This window comes from Xanthomonas sp. NCPPB 3761 (assembly GCF_041475705.2).
In the GTDB taxonomy this organism is placed as follows: domain Bacteria; phylum Pseudomonadota; class Gammaproteobacteria; order Xanthomonadales; family Xanthomonadaceae; genus Xanthomonas; species Xanthomonas phaseoli.
Genome location: NZ_CM191262.1, coordinates 1,470,592 through 1,486,849 on the forward strand (window position 1 = coordinate 1,470,592; position 16,258 = coordinate 1,486,849).

At 63.3% G+C, this 16,258-nt stretch carries 12 protein-coding genes and 1 tRNA gene; 12 read left to right on the forward strand and 1 reads right to left on the reverse strand.

The genetic code is table 11. From position 1 onward, the window contains the following. The first annotated feature begins 180 nt into the window (after nucleotides 1-180). From lspA to ACCQ00_RS06520, 10 genes are all read left to right on the forward strand, one after another. Nucleotides 181-699, forward strand: a complete 519-nt coding sequence (lspA, locus tag ACCQ00_RS06475; protein ID WP_017156581.1) for a signal peptidase II — start codon at nucleotides 181-183, stop codon at nucleotides 697-699. 66 nt (nucleotides 700-765) lie between these two features. Further along, entirely contained in the window at nucleotides 766-1,716 is a 951-nt protein-coding gene (ispH, locus tag ACCQ00_RS06480) for a 4-hydroxy-3-methylbut-2-enyl diphosphate reductase (RefSeq protein ID WP_017156582.1), read from the forward strand. Between the two features lie 76 nt (nucleotides 1,717-1,792). Beyond that, nucleotides 1,793-1,868, forward strand: a tRNA-Thr gene (locus ACCQ00_RS06485). Between the two features lie 360 nt (nucleotides 1,869-2,228). Further along, entirely contained in the window at nucleotides 2,229-3,164 is a 936-nt protein-coding gene (cyoA, locus tag ACCQ00_RS06490) for a ubiquinol oxidase subunit II (RefSeq protein ID WP_011346764.1), read from the forward strand. Continuing rightward, nucleotides 3,164-5,164, forward strand: a complete 2,001-nt coding sequence (gene cyoB / locus ACCQ00_RS06495; RefSeq protein ID WP_003484298.1) for a cytochrome o ubiquinol oxidase subunit I — start codon at nucleotides 3,164-3,166, stop codon at nucleotides 5,162-5,164. The genes cyoA and cyoB overlap by 1 nt, the downstream gene beginning before the upstream one ends. Further along, nucleotides 5,161-5,793, forward strand: a complete 633-nt coding sequence (gene cyoC / locus ACCQ00_RS06500) for a cytochrome o ubiquinol oxidase subunit III (protein ID WP_008577121.1) — start codon at nucleotides 5,161-5,163, stop codon at nucleotides 5,791-5,793. The genes cyoB and cyoC overlap by 4 nt, the downstream gene beginning before the upstream one ends. After that, nucleotides 5,793-6,128 carry a cytochrome o ubiquinol oxidase subunit IV gene (cyoD, locus tag ACCQ00_RS06505; protein ID WP_039569634.1) on the forward strand — a complete coding sequence of 112 codons (336 nt, stop codon included), beginning with the start codon at nucleotides 5,793-5,795 and terminating at the stop codon, nucleotides 6,126-6,128. The genes cyoC and cyoD overlap by 1 nt, the downstream gene beginning before the upstream one ends. A gap of 168 nt (nucleotides 6,129-6,296) precedes the next feature. After that, complete coding sequence (locus ACCQ00_RS06510) at nucleotides 6,297-8,177, forward strand: M61 family metallopeptidase (RefSeq protein ID WP_157926045.1); 1,881 nt, start codon at nucleotides 6,297-6,299, stop codon at nucleotides 8,175-8,177. Between the two features lie 248 nt (nucleotides 8,178-8,425). Further along, nucleotides 8,426-9,817, forward strand: coding sequence for a DNA repair protein RadA (radA, locus tag ACCQ00_RS06515; protein ID WP_039569637.1), 1,392 nt, complete (start codon nucleotides 8,426-8,428; stop codon nucleotides 9,815-9,817). Nucleotides 9,818-10,230: 413 nt separating this feature from the next. Next, the gene (locus ACCQ00_RS06520) at nucleotides 10,231-10,617 is read left to right on the forward strand and encodes a DUF805 domain-containing protein (protein ID WP_039569639.1); all 387 of its coding nucleotides are present in this window, start codon (nucleotides 10,231-10,233) and stop codon (nucleotides 10,615-10,617) included. A 527-nt stretch (nucleotides 10,618-11,144) separates the two neighbouring features. Here the strand turns inward: ACCQ00_RS06520 and ACCQ00_RS06525 are convergent. Further along, complete coding sequence (locus tag ACCQ00_RS06525; protein WP_039569642.1) at nucleotides 11,145-11,936, reverse strand: response regulator transcription factor; 792 nt, start codon at nucleotides 11,934-11,936, stop codon at nucleotides 11,145-11,147. Nucleotides 11,937-12,811: 875 nt separating this feature from the next. On the opposite strand from ACCQ00_RS06525, the gene ACCQ00_RS06530 reads away from it, so the two are divergent. Both ACCQ00_RS06530 and ACCQ00_RS06535 read left to right on the forward strand, forming a co-directional pair. After that, a complete protein-coding gene (locus tag ACCQ00_RS06530) occupies nucleotides 12,812-14,167 on the forward strand; it encodes a helix-turn-helix transcriptional regulator (RefSeq protein ID WP_180959823.1) in 1,356 nt (451 codons plus the stop codon). A gap of 208 nt (nucleotides 14,168-14,375) precedes the next feature. Beyond that, a complete protein-coding gene (locus tag ACCQ00_RS06535) occupies nucleotides 14,376-16,244 on the forward strand; it encodes an ATP-binding protein (RefSeq protein ID WP_039569647.1) in 1,869 nt (622 codons plus the stop codon). Nucleotides 16,245-16,258: the final 14 nt, after the last annotated feature.

Genomic DNA, 16,258 nt, shown 5'->3' on the forward strand with positions numbered 1-16,258 from the left:
CTGGCTTGCTGAAGCTTGGGCATGCACCGGGGCGGGGCGGCGCGGCTGGTCGAGCCGCCCGTGCCATCCTTGTCCGCCTGCAGTCGTGCATCTGTCGTTTTCTGCCCCTGCCGTCACTGTCTCCCACCCAGGCGTCTTCTCCGGCATCGGAGGAGCGGCCACCAACTGCGATCCTTCGACATGAGTCAACGCCCCAATCCCTCGGCCCTGATCTGGCTGCTGCTCTCTGCGCTGGTGGTCGGCCTTGACCAGTGGAGCAAGGCCTGGGTGCTGTCCAGCCTGCCCGAGTACACCCCGGTGCCGGTGATCGACGGCTTCTGGAACTGGTACCGCACCTACAACACCGGCGCGGCCTTCAGCTTTCTGAGCGATGCCGGCGGCTGGCAGCTGTGGTTCTTCACTGCGTTGGCGGTGGGCATCAGCGGCCTGCTGGCGTTCTGGCTCTCGCGCACTGCGCGCGGGCAGTGGCGCAGCGCGCTGCCGTATGCGCTGGTGATCGGTGGGGCGATCGGCAACGTGATCGACCGGCTGATGCACGGCCACGTGGTGGATTTCATCCAGTGGTACATCGGCAGCCACACCTGGCCGTCCTTCAATATCGCCGACTCGGCGATCGTGGGCGGCGCGATCGGGATTGCCGTGTTCGGGTTGTTCGACAAATCCGGCAAGCAGGGGCAGGGAACCGGGAATCTGCGCTGAAGCCTGCCTGCAGGCGCGTGCCGCCCGGTCCGACCCCGCACGCCTCATTCCCGTAGAATGCCCGCCATGGATGTCCTGCTCGCCAATCCCCGTGGTTTTTGTGCCGGTGTCGACCGTGCGATCGAGATCGTCAAGCGTGCGATCGAGACGCTGGGCGCGCCGATCTATGTGCGGCACGAGGTCGTGCACAACCGCTTCGTGGTCGACGACCTCAAGCAGCGTGGCGCGATCTTCGTCGAAGAACTCGACGAGGTGCCCGACGATGCCACCGTGATCTTCAGCGCGCATGGCGTCTCGCAGGCGGTGCGCCAGGAAGCCGAGCGGCGTGGACTGAAGGTGTTCGACGCCACCTGCCCACTGGTGACCAAGGTGCATTTCGAGGTGGCGCGGCACTGCCGGGCCGGCCGCGACGTGGTGCTGATCGGCCATGCCGGGCACCCGGAAGTGGAAGGCACGATGGGGCAGTGGAGCCGCGAGCGCGGGGCGGGCACGATCTATCTGGTCGAAGACATCGAACAGGTCGCCACGCTCGATGTCCGCCAGCCCGATCACCTTGCCTACACCACCCAGACCACGCTGTCGGTGGACGACACCATGGGCATCATCGAAGCCCTGCGTGCGCGCTACCCGGCAATGCAGGGGCCGCGCCATGACGACATCTGCTACGCCACCCAGAACCGCCAGGACGCGGTGCGCGATCTGGCGCGCCAGTGCGATCTGGTGCTGGTGGTCGGTTCGCCCAACAGCTCCAATTCCAACCGCCTGAGCGAGCTGGCCCGGCGCGACGGGGTGGAGTCCTACCTGATCGACAACGCCAGCGAGATCGACCCGGCCTGGATCGTTGGCAAGCAGCATATCGGCCTGACCGCCGGCGCCTCTGCGCCGCAGGTGCTGGTCGATGGCGTGCTGGCGCGCCTGCGCGAACTGGGCGCGGCCGGCGTCTCCGAACTGGAAGGCGAGCCGGAATCGATGGTGTTCGCGCTGCCCAAGGAGCTGCGCTTGCGTCTGGTCAGCTGACGCCACGCCCTCCGGCAAGGCAAAGCACCTGCAGCGATTGACCCGAGGGGCGCTGCGCTCCTACAATTCACGGCTCGCCGGAATAGCTCAGTTGGTAGAGCGGCGCATTCGTAATGCGTAGGTCGTAGGTTCGATTCCTATTTCCGGCACCACGCTACAAGACTGGGTCGGCCTGTGCCGGCCCAGTTGCGTTTTGAAGCGTCGAGCGCCGTGTTTCACGCATTGCTCGCGTGTGTTGCAGCCACGCGGGCGCTTCCCGTTCGGCGAACGCAACGGCGCAATTCTTGCCTCGCGCTGCGCTGCGACAACATGTCGCACAAATTGGCGCGCTTTTATTGCGTCAGATCATTGCCAATGGGTTTCGTGCAGGTGCAGCAAAGACTAAAATTATCGCGCTAACCCGCGTCTTCGGTCTGCGCAGTCCATCTCCTCCAGGAAGACAGCTGCGTCGGGTACATCCCACGACGGATACGACGAACGAGGCTGGCGTTCCTTCGCACTTGGATCGACCGATGATTCCGCTGAAACAGCTCGGGCGTTTACTTCGTCCAGGTCTGATGTTGCCCTTCCTGCTGCTGGCAGGCTGCAACTCGGCCATCCTCAATCCGAAAGGCCAGATCGGCCACGACGAAAAGCAACTGCTGATCACCTCGGTGGTGCTAATGCTGATCGTGGTCATCCCGGTGATCGTGATGACGATTGCGTTCGCGTGGAAATATCGCGCATCCAACACCAAGGCGCGCTACGAGCCGGACTGGTCGCACTCCACTGCCATCGAAGTGGTGGTGTGGTCGATCCCGTGCGTGATCATCCTGGTGCTGGCAGTGCTGACCTGGCGTTCGTCGCATGCGCTGGACCCGTACCGGCCGCTGGATTCGGACGTCAAGCCGATCAACATCGAAGCGGTCTCGCTGGACTGGAAGTGGATGTTCATCTACCCCGACCAGAACATCGCCACCGTCAACGAGATCGCGTTCCCGGTGCACACGCCGCTGAACTTCAAGATCACTTCCGACACGGTGATGAACTCGTTCTTCATCCCGCACCTGGGCACCATGATCTACGCCATGGCGGGCATGGAAACCAAGCTGCACCTGGTGGCCAACGAGCCGGGCGAATACTTCGGCCTGTCGACCAACTACAGCGGCCACGGCTTTTCGAAGATGAGCTTCAAGGCGCACGCCGTCGATCAGGCCGGCTTCGAGGCCTGGGTGGCCAAGGTCAAGGCCTCGCCGACCGCGTTGAATGCTGCCGAGTACCAGGTGCTGGCAGCCAACCGCAACGACAAGGAACAGTATCCGGTCACCTACTACTCGTCGGTGCAGGACGGCATGTTCCGCTCGCTGGTCGACAAATACATGAATGGTCCGGGCCACAGTAAGGGCCACGGCGACCATCAGGCATCGGCTACGGAGCCGGTCGCCATGTGCACTTCTGGAGACAAGTGATGCTAGGCAAACTCACCATCGAGGCAGTTCCGTACCACGAGCCGATCATCATGGTCGCGCTGGGTGGTGCCGGCCTGCTCGGCCTGCTCATCGCGGGCGCCATCACCAAGTACAAGCTGTGGGGCTATCTCTGGAAAGAGTGGTTCACCTCGGTGGATCACAAGCGCATCGGCGTGATGTACATCATCGTGGCGTTGGTCATGCTGCTGCGCGGCTTTGCCGACGCGGCGATGATGCGCACACAGCAGGCGCTGGCCGGCGGCGGTGGCGAAGGCGTGCTGCCTCCGCATCACTACGACCAGATCTTCACCGCGCACGGCGTGATCATGATCTTCTTCATGGCCATGCCGTTCATGACGGGCCTGTTGAACCTGATCGTGCCGCTGCAGATCGGTGCGCGCGACGTGGCGTTCCCGTTCCTGAACTCGCTGAGCTTCTGGCTGTTCGTGGCCGGTGCGGCGCTGATCAACATCTCGCTGGGTGTCGGTGAATTCGCCCAGACCGGTTGGCTGGCGTATCCGCCGTTGTCGGGTCTGGAATACAGTCCGGGGGTCGGTGTCGATTACTACATCTGGGCGCTGCAGGTGTCCGGTTTAGGCACCTTGCTGACCGGCATCAACTTCTTCGTGACGATCATGCGCATGCGCGCGCCGGGCATGACCCTGATGCGCATGCCGATCTTCACCTGGACCGCGCTGATCACCAACATCCTGATCATCGCCGCGTTCCCGATCCTGACCGTGGCGCTGGCGCTGCTGGGTGCCGACCGTTACCTGGGCACGCACTTCTTCACCAACGACGGTGGCGGCAACGCCATGATGTACGTCAACCTGATCTGGATCTGGGGTCACCCGGAGGTCTACATCCTGATCCTGCCGGCGTTCGGCATCTTCTCCGAACTGATTGCCACCTATAGCCGCAAGCGCCTGTTCGGCTACACCTCGATGGTGTACGCCACCTCGTGCATCGGCGTGCTGTCGTTCGTGGTGTGGTTGCACCACTTCTTCACCATGGGCTCGGGTGCCAACGTCAATGCCTTCTTCGGCATCACGACGATGATCATCTCGATCCCGACCGGCGTGAAGATCTTCAACTGGCTGTTCACCATGTTCCGCGGCCGCGTGCACATGACCTCGCCGGTGCTGTGGACGATCGGCTTCATCATCACCTTCACCATCGGCGGCATGACCGGCGTGATGCTGGCGATTCCGGCCGTGGACTTCGTGCTGCACAACAGCCTGTTCCTGATCGCGCACTTCCATAACGTCATCATCGGCGGCGTGGTGTTCGGTTACCTGGCGGGCCTGACCTATTGGTTCCCGAAGGCGTTCGGCTTCAAGCTCAACGAGAAGATCGGCAAGGCCTCGTTCTGGTGCTGGATCATCGGCTTCTTCGTCGCCTTCATGCCGTTGTACGTGCTCGGCTTCATGGGCATGACCCGTCGCATGAACACCTACAACCACCCCGAGTGGGCGCCGTGGCTGTACGTGGCCGCGGTGGGTGCTGCGATCATCGGCATGGGCATTTTCTTGAACCTGGTGCAGATCGGTTACAGCGTGTGGAAGCGCAAGGAGCATATGGACTACACGGGCGATCCGTGGGATGGCCGTACGCTGGAATGGGCAACCTCCTCGCCGCCGCCGTTCTACAACTTCGCCGTGCTGCCGCATATCGACGACCGCGACCAGTTCTGGGCCGACAAGCAGAATGGCAAGGGCTGGGTGCGTCCGTCCAAGTACGAAGCGATCCACATGCCGCGTAACACCGGTGCCGGCGTCTATATCGGTGCCTTCAGTGTGCTGCTGGGCTTCGGTCTGATCTGGCACATCTGGTGGCTGGCCATCATCGGCCTGGTGGGCATGATCGGCAGCTTCATCGCTCGCACCTTCGATGACGACATCGATTACTGGGTGCCGGCCGACGAAGTGGAGCGCATCGAAAACGCACGTTTCGCCCTGCTCGAACAGCAACAGGCGGCGCAGGCCGCGAAGGTGGTATGACCATGGCTTCCTCGACCACGCTTGACCACGCCGCCCACGCGGGCGGCCACGATCACGACCACGAACATCACGACGGCGGTGGCAACACCGTCTTCGGGTTCTGGGTCTACCTGATGAGCGACTGCCTGCTGTTTGCCGGTCTGTTCGCCACCTATGCGGTGCTCTCCGGCGCCACGGTGGACGGGCCGACCGCCAAGGAGCTGTTCGATCTGAAGTTCGTGCTGGTGGAAACCTTCCTGCTGTTGTTCAGCAGCTTGAGCTTCGGCTTTGCGATGATCGCCGCGCACAAGCGCAAGATGGGCGGCCTGTACGGCTGGCTGGCCGTCACCGCGCTGCTGGGTATCGGCTTCCTGTGCATGGAAGTGTGGGAGTTCAATCACCTGATCCATGAAGGTGCCGGCCCGGGTCGCAGTGCGTTCCTGTCGGCGTTCTTCACCCTGGTGGGCACGCACGGTCTGCACGTGGCCTCCGGCTTGTTGTGGATGGCCGTGCTGGTGATCCAGATTTCCAAGAACGGCCTGACCGCGCGCAACAGCACGCGTCTGGCGTGCCTGAGCCTGTTCTGGCACTTCCTGGACATCATCTGGATCGGTGTGTTCACCGTCGTCTATCTGCTGGGAGCGCTGTAATGGGCAATCACCACCACACCGATACCGCTGCCGACGCGCATGCCGGCGGCCTGAAGTCCTACCTGATCGGCTTTGTGATGGCCGTGATCCTCACCGTCATCCCGTTTGCGATGGTGATGAGTGGCGCGTTCTCCAAGGGCGTCACCGTCGTCGTGATTTCGGTCATGGCCGCGGTGCAGATGTTGGTGCACATGGTGTACTTCCTGCACATGGACCGCACGCCGGAGCAGCGCTCCAACGTGCAGGTCGGCCTGTTCTCGCTGCTGATCATCGGCATCGTGATCGTCGGCTCGCTGTGGGTGCTGCACAACATGAACGTCAACATGATGCATTGAGACGGCGCTACGCCGGATCACAGCAAGGTGGAAGAAGAGGTCGCCAGTGATTGGCGGCCTTTTTTTTATGCGTCAATCGCCCGCAGCATGACCAATGGCATACGGTCAAGCACAGGCAGGCGCTTAGCATTATGGGCTTGCCTGTTCCAGGTCACCTGCGGAGTTGCGATGAAGATGCCCACCCTGTTGTCCGTGTCGTTGTTGGCGGCGTTGTCGCTGCCGGCAGCTGCGCAAACCGCACCGCCGCAGGACGTGCCGTTCGACGGCACCTTGAAGATCGACGTGGATGCCACCGATCTGGCGCACCGCATCTTCAAGGTCAAGACCACCATGCCGGCCAAGCCGGGCCCGATGACGCTGCTCTACCCGCAGTGGATTCCCGGCAATCATTCGCCGACCGGGCCGATCGACAAGCTCGCCGGCCTGGTGATCAAGGTCGATGGCAAGGTGGTGCCATGGAAGCGCGACCAATTCGACGTCTATGCGTTCAAGGTGGATGTGCCACAGGGCGCCACCGAACTGACGGCCGAGTTCAAGTTCCTCTCGCCGCAGGCCGGCAACCAGGGCCGGGTGATGATGACCCCGGAAATGCTCAACCTGCAGTGGAACACCACGGCGCTGTACCCGGCCGGTTATTTCGCGCGCAACATCAAGGCGCAGGCCAGCGTCACGCTGCCGGCCGGCTGGAGCTATGCCACGGCACTGGAAACCGATCGCCGCGTGGGCGACACGGTGAGCTTCAAGCCGATCGATTTCGACGACCTGGTCGATTCGCCGATGTTCGCTGGCAAGTACTACAAGCGCGTGGAACTGAGCACCGGCAAGCAGCCGGTCTACCTCAACGTGTTCGCCGATGAAGCCAAGTCGCTGGAGGCCAAGCCCGAGCAGATCAAGGCGCACGCCGCGTTGGTGCAGCAGATGGACAAGCTGTACGGTGCGCGTCACTTCGACCATTACGAATTCCTGTTGGCGCTGACCAAGAAGCTGGGCGGTATCGGCCTGGAGCATCACCGTTCCAGCGAAAACAGCGGCCCGCCGAATTACTTCACCGAGTGGGACAAGAGCTGGACCATGCGCGACCTGCTGGCGCACGAGTTCAACCACTCTTGGAACGGCAAGTACCGCCGTGGCGCAGACTTGGCGACGCCGAACTTCAACGTGCCGATGGGCGACAGCCTGCTGTGGTTGTACGAAGGCCAGACCCAGTTCTGGGGCGAAGTGGTGGCCGCACGTTCCGGCCTGTGGACGCAGGACCAGGCACGCGACATGCTGGCCGGCGTGGCGGCAACCTACGAGCGCGGCCGCCCCGGCATGGGCTGGCGCACGGTGCAGGACACCACCAACGACCCGACCATGTCGATGCGGCGTCCCAAGGCGTACCGCAGCTACCAGATGAGCGAGGACTATTACTCCGGCGGCCAGATGATGTGGCTGGAAGTGGATAGCAAGCTGCGCGCGCTGACCAACAACAAGCGTTCCATCGACGATTTCGCCAAGGCGTTCTTCGGCATGAAGAACGGCGATTGGGACGTCAATCCGTACACCTTCGATGACATCGTGAGCACGCTCAACGGCGTGGCCGCCTACGACTGGGCCAGCCTGTTGCGCGAGCGCATGGACGGGCACGGTTCGTTGAATGGCGGCATCGAAGCCAATGGCTGGAAGCTGGTCTACACCGACGAGCCGAACCTGGCGATCAAGACCTACGAGAGCAACGAGAACGACGTCAGCCTGACCTATTCACTGGGCCTGTCGCTGGAAGGCTCGGGCGAAGTCAACGAGGTGTTGTGGGACAGCCCGGCGTTCAATGCCGGCATCATCAACGGCAACACCCTGGTGGCCGTCAACGGCCGCGCCTTCAGCGCCGATGTGATCAAGGATGCGATCAAGGCGGCCAAGGGCACCACGGCGCCGATCGAGCTGCTGGTCAAGCGCGGCGACCGCTACGAAACCGTCCGCATCGACTACCACGGCGGTTTGCTGTACCCGCATCTGGAACGGATCGCCGGCAAGCCGGATCGCCTGAGCGAGTTGTACAAGGCGCGCTGAGTGGCGCACGCCCACGTCGTTGCCCGACGTGGGATCAGCGGAATCCAAGCGGCATGGCCGGTCGTCACCGGTCATGCCGCCGTTGTGTGAGCGCAGCCGGTCACCGCTTGCACTGCACATCAGCAAGCCGTCGACTTGCCCGAATCCCGAATCCCGAATCCCGAATCCCGAATCCGCAAAGCCCTGCGTCGCGCACACTGAGACCGTCAGCCACTATCCTGCTGCTTCAACAACGATGGGCAAGAGCGATGGCGAAGGCGAAAACGGCCTATGTCTGCGGCGAGTGCGGCGCCGAGTACACCAAGTGGCAGGGGCAGTGCACCGAATGCGGTGTCTGGAACACGCTGAGCGAAATCGTGCTCGAAAGCGCCACGCCGGGCGGCAAGGCATTGCCAGCGGCGTCGCGGCGTAGCGGCTGGGCCGGCAAGACCGAGGCGCCCAAGATCACTGCACTCAAGGATGTGCAGCAGACCGAGCAGGCGCGCGTTTGCACCGGTATCGGCGAGTTCGATCGGGTGTTGGGTGGCGGGCTGGTGGAAGGTGCGGTAGTGCTGATCGGCGGCGACCCCGGGATCGGCAAGTCGACGCTGCTGCTGCAGGCGCTGGCGAGCATGGCCTCCACGTTGCCGGTGTTGTATGTGACCGGCGAAGAATCGCTGGCCCAGGTGGCAGGGCGCGCGGTGCGCCTGGACCTGCCGCTGGAAGGCCTGAACGCCCTGGCCGAAACCGGCATCGAAAACATCCTGCAGCATGCCAGCGTGGCGCGGCCGAAGCTGATCGTGGCCGATTCGGTACAAACCTTGTGGACCGAGTCGTTGACCGCAGCGCCGGGCTCGGTGAGCCAGGTGCGCGAGAGCGCAGCGCGGCTGGTGCGCTACGCCAAGGAAATCGGCACCGCGGTGTTTCTGGTCGGCCATGTGACCAAGGAAGGCGGCATCGCCGGGCCCCGCGTGCTCGAGCACATGGTCGATGCGGTGCTGTATTTCGAAGGCGAGAGCGGCAGCCGGTTCCGCCTGTTACGCGCGTTCAAGAACCGCTTCGGTGCGGTCAACGAACTGGGCGTGTTCGCGATGGGCGAGAAGGGCCTGAAGGAAGTCTCCAACCCATCGGCGATTTTCCTCTCCGGTGGCAGCACCCAGCAGCCCGGCAGTTGCGTGATGGTCACCCGCGAAGGCACCCGCCCGCTGATGGTGGAGGTGCAGGCGTTGGTGGATGCCTCGCCGTTGTCCAACCCGCGTCGGGTGGCAGTGGGTCTGGAGCAGAACCGGCTGGCGATGTTGCTGGCGGTGCTGCATCGCCACGGAGGCATCGTGGTGGGCGATCAGGACGTGTTCGTCAATGTGGTGGGCGGCATCCGCGTGCAGGAAACCGCGGCCGATTTGCCGGTGCTGCTGGCAGTGCTGTCGTCGCTGCGCGACCGGCCGCTGTCCGAAAAGACCATCGCGTTCGGCGAAGTGGGCCTATCCGGCGAAATCCGCCCAGTGCCCAATGGCGAGGACCGGCTGAAGGAGGCAGCGACGCATGGCTTCAAGCGCGCCATCGTGCCCCGCGCCAATGCGCCCAAGACCACCAGCATCAAGGGCATGGACATCATCGCCGTGGAGCGCTTGAGCCAGGCATTGGAAGCGGCGGCCGACTGAAGCCGCGCGCCTTGCCGATGCTGCGATAGGCCGGGTTGGCGGCCGGCGAATGCGTCGGAAGCGCCGGCTGGCCATGTTCCGGAGCAGCCTGCCGCCATCGTTCCGGCCGGCTGCCGGGCGACCATCGAGCATCGTCCGGCTTGGTCAACCCTGGTGCGGCCGTGCTGCCGCTCAAGAGACGCTGGGTGCAGGGGGTGTCGCGTGACTTTCGGACCTGCTGCGGGACGCGGGCATGGCATGTGTCGCAGGGCGACCGGACGCCCGCAAACCGTTTGTCGGACAAACACCGGGATTTGCATTTGCTTGTCGAGAAAGCGTTTTCAGAAAGAGTGGGGCTATGGCAACATGCGCGGCCCGTTGCCCTGTGCACCGGATCACACACACTGCTCACTGCCGTTTTCAGGAGAATCACGATGGAATGGATGTTGCTGCCGCTCAAGCGTTACGCCGACTTCAACGGTCGCTCGCGCCGCAAGGAATACTGGATGTTCGCGCTGATGCAGTGCTTGGTGCTGTTCGTGTTTGGCGGCCTGTTTGCCGTCGCCGCATTGGCATTGGGGAACGAGAACGGCCCGGGTGCGCTGGCTTGGTTGATCTGTGCGGTCATGGTGATCGTTTGTCTGGCGTTGATCGTGCCCGGTATTGCAGTCACGGTGCGCCGCCTGCACGACCAGGACAAGTCCGGCTGGTTTTATCTGATCAGCCTGGTGCCGTACGTTGGTGCTTTCGTGTTGCTGGTCTTCATGTGCGTCGAAGGCACGCCCGGCCCGAACCAGTACGGCGAAAATCCCAAGCAGTAACTCGCCTTATGAACGCGGACAACGGCGCAGGAGTTTCCTGCGCCGTTGTTGTTTGTGCGTGTGCCAACCGTGCCATTGCGCGCTGTGCAGAGGCGGACGACCACCGCTAGGTGCGTAACAGTTGCCAGCAAGTCTGTGCTCAGCAGAGCGGGCGCCCGCATCGGACCCACAGAGATGGACGGCGCCGACACCGCGACATGCTTGAGGCGTCTTTCGCTGAGCGGTCCCGGCGCAGCAGGCAGTGCTGCATGTGATGCTGCCGCATCGCTTCATAGATGCGGCGATGTCGCTCGACCCTGATCAGCATGTGCGCTGCATGATGCAGCGAACGATGCCACTGCAGGCACATGGCCGGTACACCTGCAGAACTTGAGTGACGGCGCGGCATGCGGGCCGAGGGCGCGTGGAGGCCGCGCTGTCATCGATACCGTGCCGACGCACGTGGTGTCATCAAACTGTCTTCGCTGTAACGCAAACGAAACTGCGCAATGCAGGTCGCAGATGGTTCTCTGCAGCGGTGCCCTTGCTCAGCAGGCAGCTGCGTGATGTGCAGGGCCAAGACTTGGGCTGACGGCCTTGCTCATCGTCGTTGCCTCGGTATCGTGCAGCGCGAGCTCCAGCTTGTAGCCGTGCGAGTAGACGGTTCTGATGCGGACTGCGCTGCTGTCACTGCTCAGCTGCAGTTTCTTGCGCAACTTGTAGATGTGCTGCTCCATGGTGCGGTCGGTGAATTCGGTATGGCTGCCCCAGACCGCCTTGGCCAGCTGGCAACGCCGGAAGCACACACCGGGGCTGGAAAAGAGCAGCCAGGCAATCGAGAACTCGCGTGCGGTCAATACGATCGGCTTGCCTTCCAGATAGACGGTATTTTCATCGCGGATCAGCTGGTATGGACCAACGCTCAGGTGCTGCGTCTCCGGGCAGGCATGCGCCACCGGCGATATCGCCAGGGCCGCGCGCACGTGCAACTCGTGCGAATTGAAAGGCAGTGCAAGGACCTCCTGCGCGCCTGCGCGATACCAGGCCAGAATGCTGTCGGCGCAATCGAAACGTCCAAGCACGATCAGCGGCGTGGGCTGGCCGCTATGGCAGCGCTGCCAGGCCAGCAGTGAACTGTCATCGGCGGCGACGCAGCTGGCATCGAAGATCAGCAGCTCGCACGGCGAGTGCCGCAGCGAACGCAGAAGCTCCAGTTCCTCGGAAAACGTCGAGACGTTGCGCGCGAGCGGTACAAGGCTGGCATTGATCTGCGAGACCAAGCGCGCGTCCTGCGTCAACAGGAACACCGATCCGGCGTTGGAGGGGCAGTGATCGTTCATTCAGGCGGCCTTCGCGTGTCGTCGTACGAGCCACGCATGGGACGGGCGCCGGTACTGGTCGGCCAATGCCAGGACAAAATCCATCTTCAAAGATCGCTGCATCGTCGGACCAGTCGGTTGGCGGGGGAGTGTCCAGCGGAGCTGGCAGAATGGTATGTACCATTGCGGAGGCCAAAAGTTTCACGCTTGCATACGCGCCTTCGGATTTGTCGACAGCGGCTTTAGCTCGCGCTCATTTAGACGTAACAGAGCTCTTACAGAGAGGGCATGTCTGGTCCGCATGCATCGTTTGGCGCCGATGCGCGTGTCCAGAGACATCTCGGTTGCTGAGGTCTAGACCAATCTATTGCGATTGGTGCTGTGATCGCGCGTGACTGGAATAGCTCGGCAGTAATTGTCGCCATGTCATGCCTGCCCTTTTCGATCAAACGCCTCTCGGCATACCTGTCCGTACAGTTACTGGACATCGCATTCGATCATCGCCGACACGCATCGACGCGTCTTCAAGCAGCGCGTTCGCAGACGTTGTCCGACTGTACCGAAAGAGTGGCGTAGACCGGCGAGATCAATACTTGACCGCATGGCACGAAATGTCTGGCGTACGACAACGACGACGCGTTGCAAAGCGCTTTACGCCCGGAAGAAAACGCATCGACTGGATGATTGACAGAGTGAGCTTTTTTGATTTTTTCAAGGGCTCCGAGAGGGAATTTCTATTGGATCCGCTGCATACAATCGTTTGCGCCCGCGAGTTCGGCGCCTGTTGTCTTTTGCTCCGCCCCCCAAAGAGAGAGACCGGCATGATCCTTTCCACGTACTTTGCAGCGATCTCTGCGTTGTCTTACGCAGAACGTCTTCCTACCTATACGAGCAGGATGCTGGTTGGTGCTTGGCCACAGGGACTGCAACATCTCCAACAGCGACGCGACGGGCAGGGCGCAGCGGATGGCGCCGACGATGAGGTGAGCTTGTTCGGTGCCAGCGGCGATGCGCTGCTGATCCTGGAATATCAGGAAGAGGCCGAAGATGCCTATCGGCAGGCCTTGAAGGCAATGCGCGGGCATCAGCGCCAATTGCGCCTGCTGTCGTGCCGGAACACCGCCTGGTTGATGCTGAGCCAGCGACGCCTGAGCGCGGCGTTGAATTGTTTCGCTCAGTTGGCAATGGACCGCGAGACGCCGCCCAGCCTGTGCGGCGAGAGCCTGCTGGGCAAGTCGCTGACCCACTTCCATCTGGGCCAGAGCACGTTGGCCTTGCAGACCCTGGAGCGTGCCCGCGAGGTGCTGGCCGATCTGGAGAGCGGGGCGTCGGATTGGCTGCGGATTGCCACTGCGCTGCGTCTGGACATGATTGCGCAGCTGCGTATCCGTCGCTCCGACCGCATGAGCGACCATGTGTTCTGGCAAGCCACGCTGCGTCAGGAAGATGCCACGCATGCGTTCGAACCCAGCGACCTGCGCGCCTGCATTGCCGATCTGGCAGAGAGCATGCCGGTGCTGGCGCAGCGCATGCGGCATGTCCGCAGCCTGTTGCGTATTGCCGGCGGCGACACCTTCGGCTTCGACGCGCAGATCGACGCATTGCCGGCCGCGGCCACCGGCTGCCCACCGTGCGCACGTCAAGACGCGCAGGTAGAACTGGCGCTGGCGGCATTGGCGGTGGGCCGTGCCGATCTGGCCGAGCGTGCGCTGGCCGGTGCCGGTCGGCATCATGCGCCGCGCTGGAACCTGGAGTTCGAGTACTGCCAGGCCAAGATCAGCCAGGCGATGGGGCGCACCGAACAAGCGTTGCTGCTCTACAACCGCTACGCGCTGGGCGCGGTGCAGTGCCTGCGCAGCGAAGTGCAAGCACCGCGCTTGCTGGAAAGCGGCACCCCGGCGCACGTCAGCGACGATATCTCCGCCCGGTTGCCGGCCAAGTATCGGCGCGCCTACAGCTACATGATCACCAATGCGCATCGCTCGGATCTGTCGATCAACGAAGTGGCCGCGCAGATCGGGGTCACCGGCCGCGCGCTGCAGCAAGCGTTCAAGTCCGCCACTGGGTTATCGCCGACGCAGGTGCTGCGCCGTTACCGGATGCAAAGCATTCGCGACGAATTGCTGGCCGAAGGCGGCTGCGGCAGTGTGTTGCAGGCGGCCAGTCGCTGGGGCGTCGGTAGCCGTTCGGCGTTGGCCAAGGGCTATCGGCAGCAATTCAACGAGGCGCCGATGGAGACCTTGCAGCGGTAATTTCCGCAACCCACGGGTTGGTAGCGCTACCGATCCGTGGAGGGTCAATCCGGCGTGCGGTGCAGTGCGTCGCTGTACGCAACGGAGGGCAGGGATCAAACTGAGACGTGCGTGCAATGTGGGTTCCGGCTATCCTTTCCGGCTGGCACTGGCACCCAGGGGACGCGTCCGAGGATGGGCGTCGTCGCCGAGGAAACGACGACCGATCATGCAAGATCCCACCCCCGGGGCGACCGACGCCTCGCAGATCCGCCGGGCAGGCGTCGATCTCAATGGACTGATGTCGGTCCTCAGCAAGCACCTGTATTCCACCCCGGTGGTGGCGCTGCGCGAGCTGGTGCAGAACGCGCACGATTCCATCCTGCGCCGCCGTCTGGAACAGCCCGATTGGCACGGCGAGTCGCGCATCGAGGTGCATGCCGATACCGCGCAGGGCATCGTGCGCATCGTCGATACCGGTGCCGGATTGACCCAGCAGGAAATCCACGATTACCTGGCTACCGTCGGCGTGGGCTATACACGCGGGCTGCGCCAGGGCGGCCACGAGGACAGCGGCCTGATCGGCATGTTCGGGCTGGGCTTCCTGTCCGCCTTCGTGCTGGCGCGGCGGGTGACCGTGCGCACCACCTCCTACCAGTCTCCCACGCTGGGCCATTGCTACATCTCCAGCAACGCCGAGCAGTACACGGTCAGCCCGATTCCCGCGCGTGCGCAGGTGGGTACCGAGGTGGTGCTGGAATTGCACAGCGAGTATCTGGCGTTGGCGCAGGAAGGGCGGCTGCACGAGATTCTGTCGCGCTATTGCGCGCTGCTGCGCGAGCCAATCTGGATCGGCGCCGCAACCCAGCCGATCAATCCCGAGCCGCCGCCGTGGCGCGTGCAGGACGCCGTGCCGCTGCATCCGGTGCAGGCCTGGCGCCGTCAACGCGAATTCGCCGCGCGCTTTGAGCGCAATTTCGAGCCGTTGTGCTGCATGCCGGTGCGTGCGGAAGAGGGCAGCGATGCGGTCGGCCTGTTGTGGGTGCAGGACGGTGCGACCTACGGCACCAGCGACAACCGCAATCTCTCGGTGTTCCTGCGCGGCATGTTGCTGGATGACAACGCGCGCGAGTTGCTGCCGCCGTGGGCAGGCTTCATCGGTGGGGTGATCGAATCCAATCGGTTGACGCCTACCGCAAGCCGCGAAGACCTGCAGCGCGATACGGTCTATAGCGCGGTGCAGCACGCCTTGTCCGAGGCGTTGGTGCAGGGCCTGGCCGATGTGGCGCGCCAGCAACCGGAGGCATGGCGACGCATCCTGCTACGCCATAACGAAGCCCTGTTGGGTGCGGCGTTGTGCGACGAGCGCCTGTTCGAATTGCTGCTGGAACACGTGCGGGTACCCACATCGCAAGGCGATCTGCCAGCGCAGCAATTGCCGTCACGCGGTGCGGTGCATGTGATCCTCGATAGCGACAGCGGTTTCGAAGAAATGCTGTTCCGTGCGATGGGCGTGCCGGTGGCCTATGGCAACCGCTATGCGGTGGTGCCGTTTCTGCGGCGCTGGGCGCAGGTCAAGGGTGTGCGTCTGGTCGAGCTGGGCACCGAGCAGGGCAACCGCCAGCTGTTCCAGCTGGACACGCTGCCGGCCGACGAACTGGCCTGGCTGGAACAGCAGCTGGGCGACGGCGAAGCGTTGGTGCCGGCGCGTTTCAGCCCGCAGGAATTGCCGTTGGTGGTGGTGCCCGACCGCGAGGCCGAGCTCAAACGCCGCCTGGAGCAGGACGAAAACGACAAGCGCGTGTCCACCGCCGCGTTGCGCCTGGCGCGGCAATTCACCGCGCGCATCGAAGCGCGACAAACCCAGCGGCTGTATCTGAATCTGGATAATCCGGCGCTACAGGCCCTGCTAGGCGCGCAGCGCGCAGGCAATCGGCAGGCAGCGGTGGCGGCACGCTTGCTGCGTGCGCTCAAGGTGATCGTCTCGGCGCAAGGGCGTACGCAGCCGCAGCCGGGCAGTACCGAATCGGGTGCTTCCGATCTCAACAAGGCCTTCGGCGATTTCGCCGAGACCGTGACCCAAGTGTTGGCGCGCTGACGCGCCGCATCGCA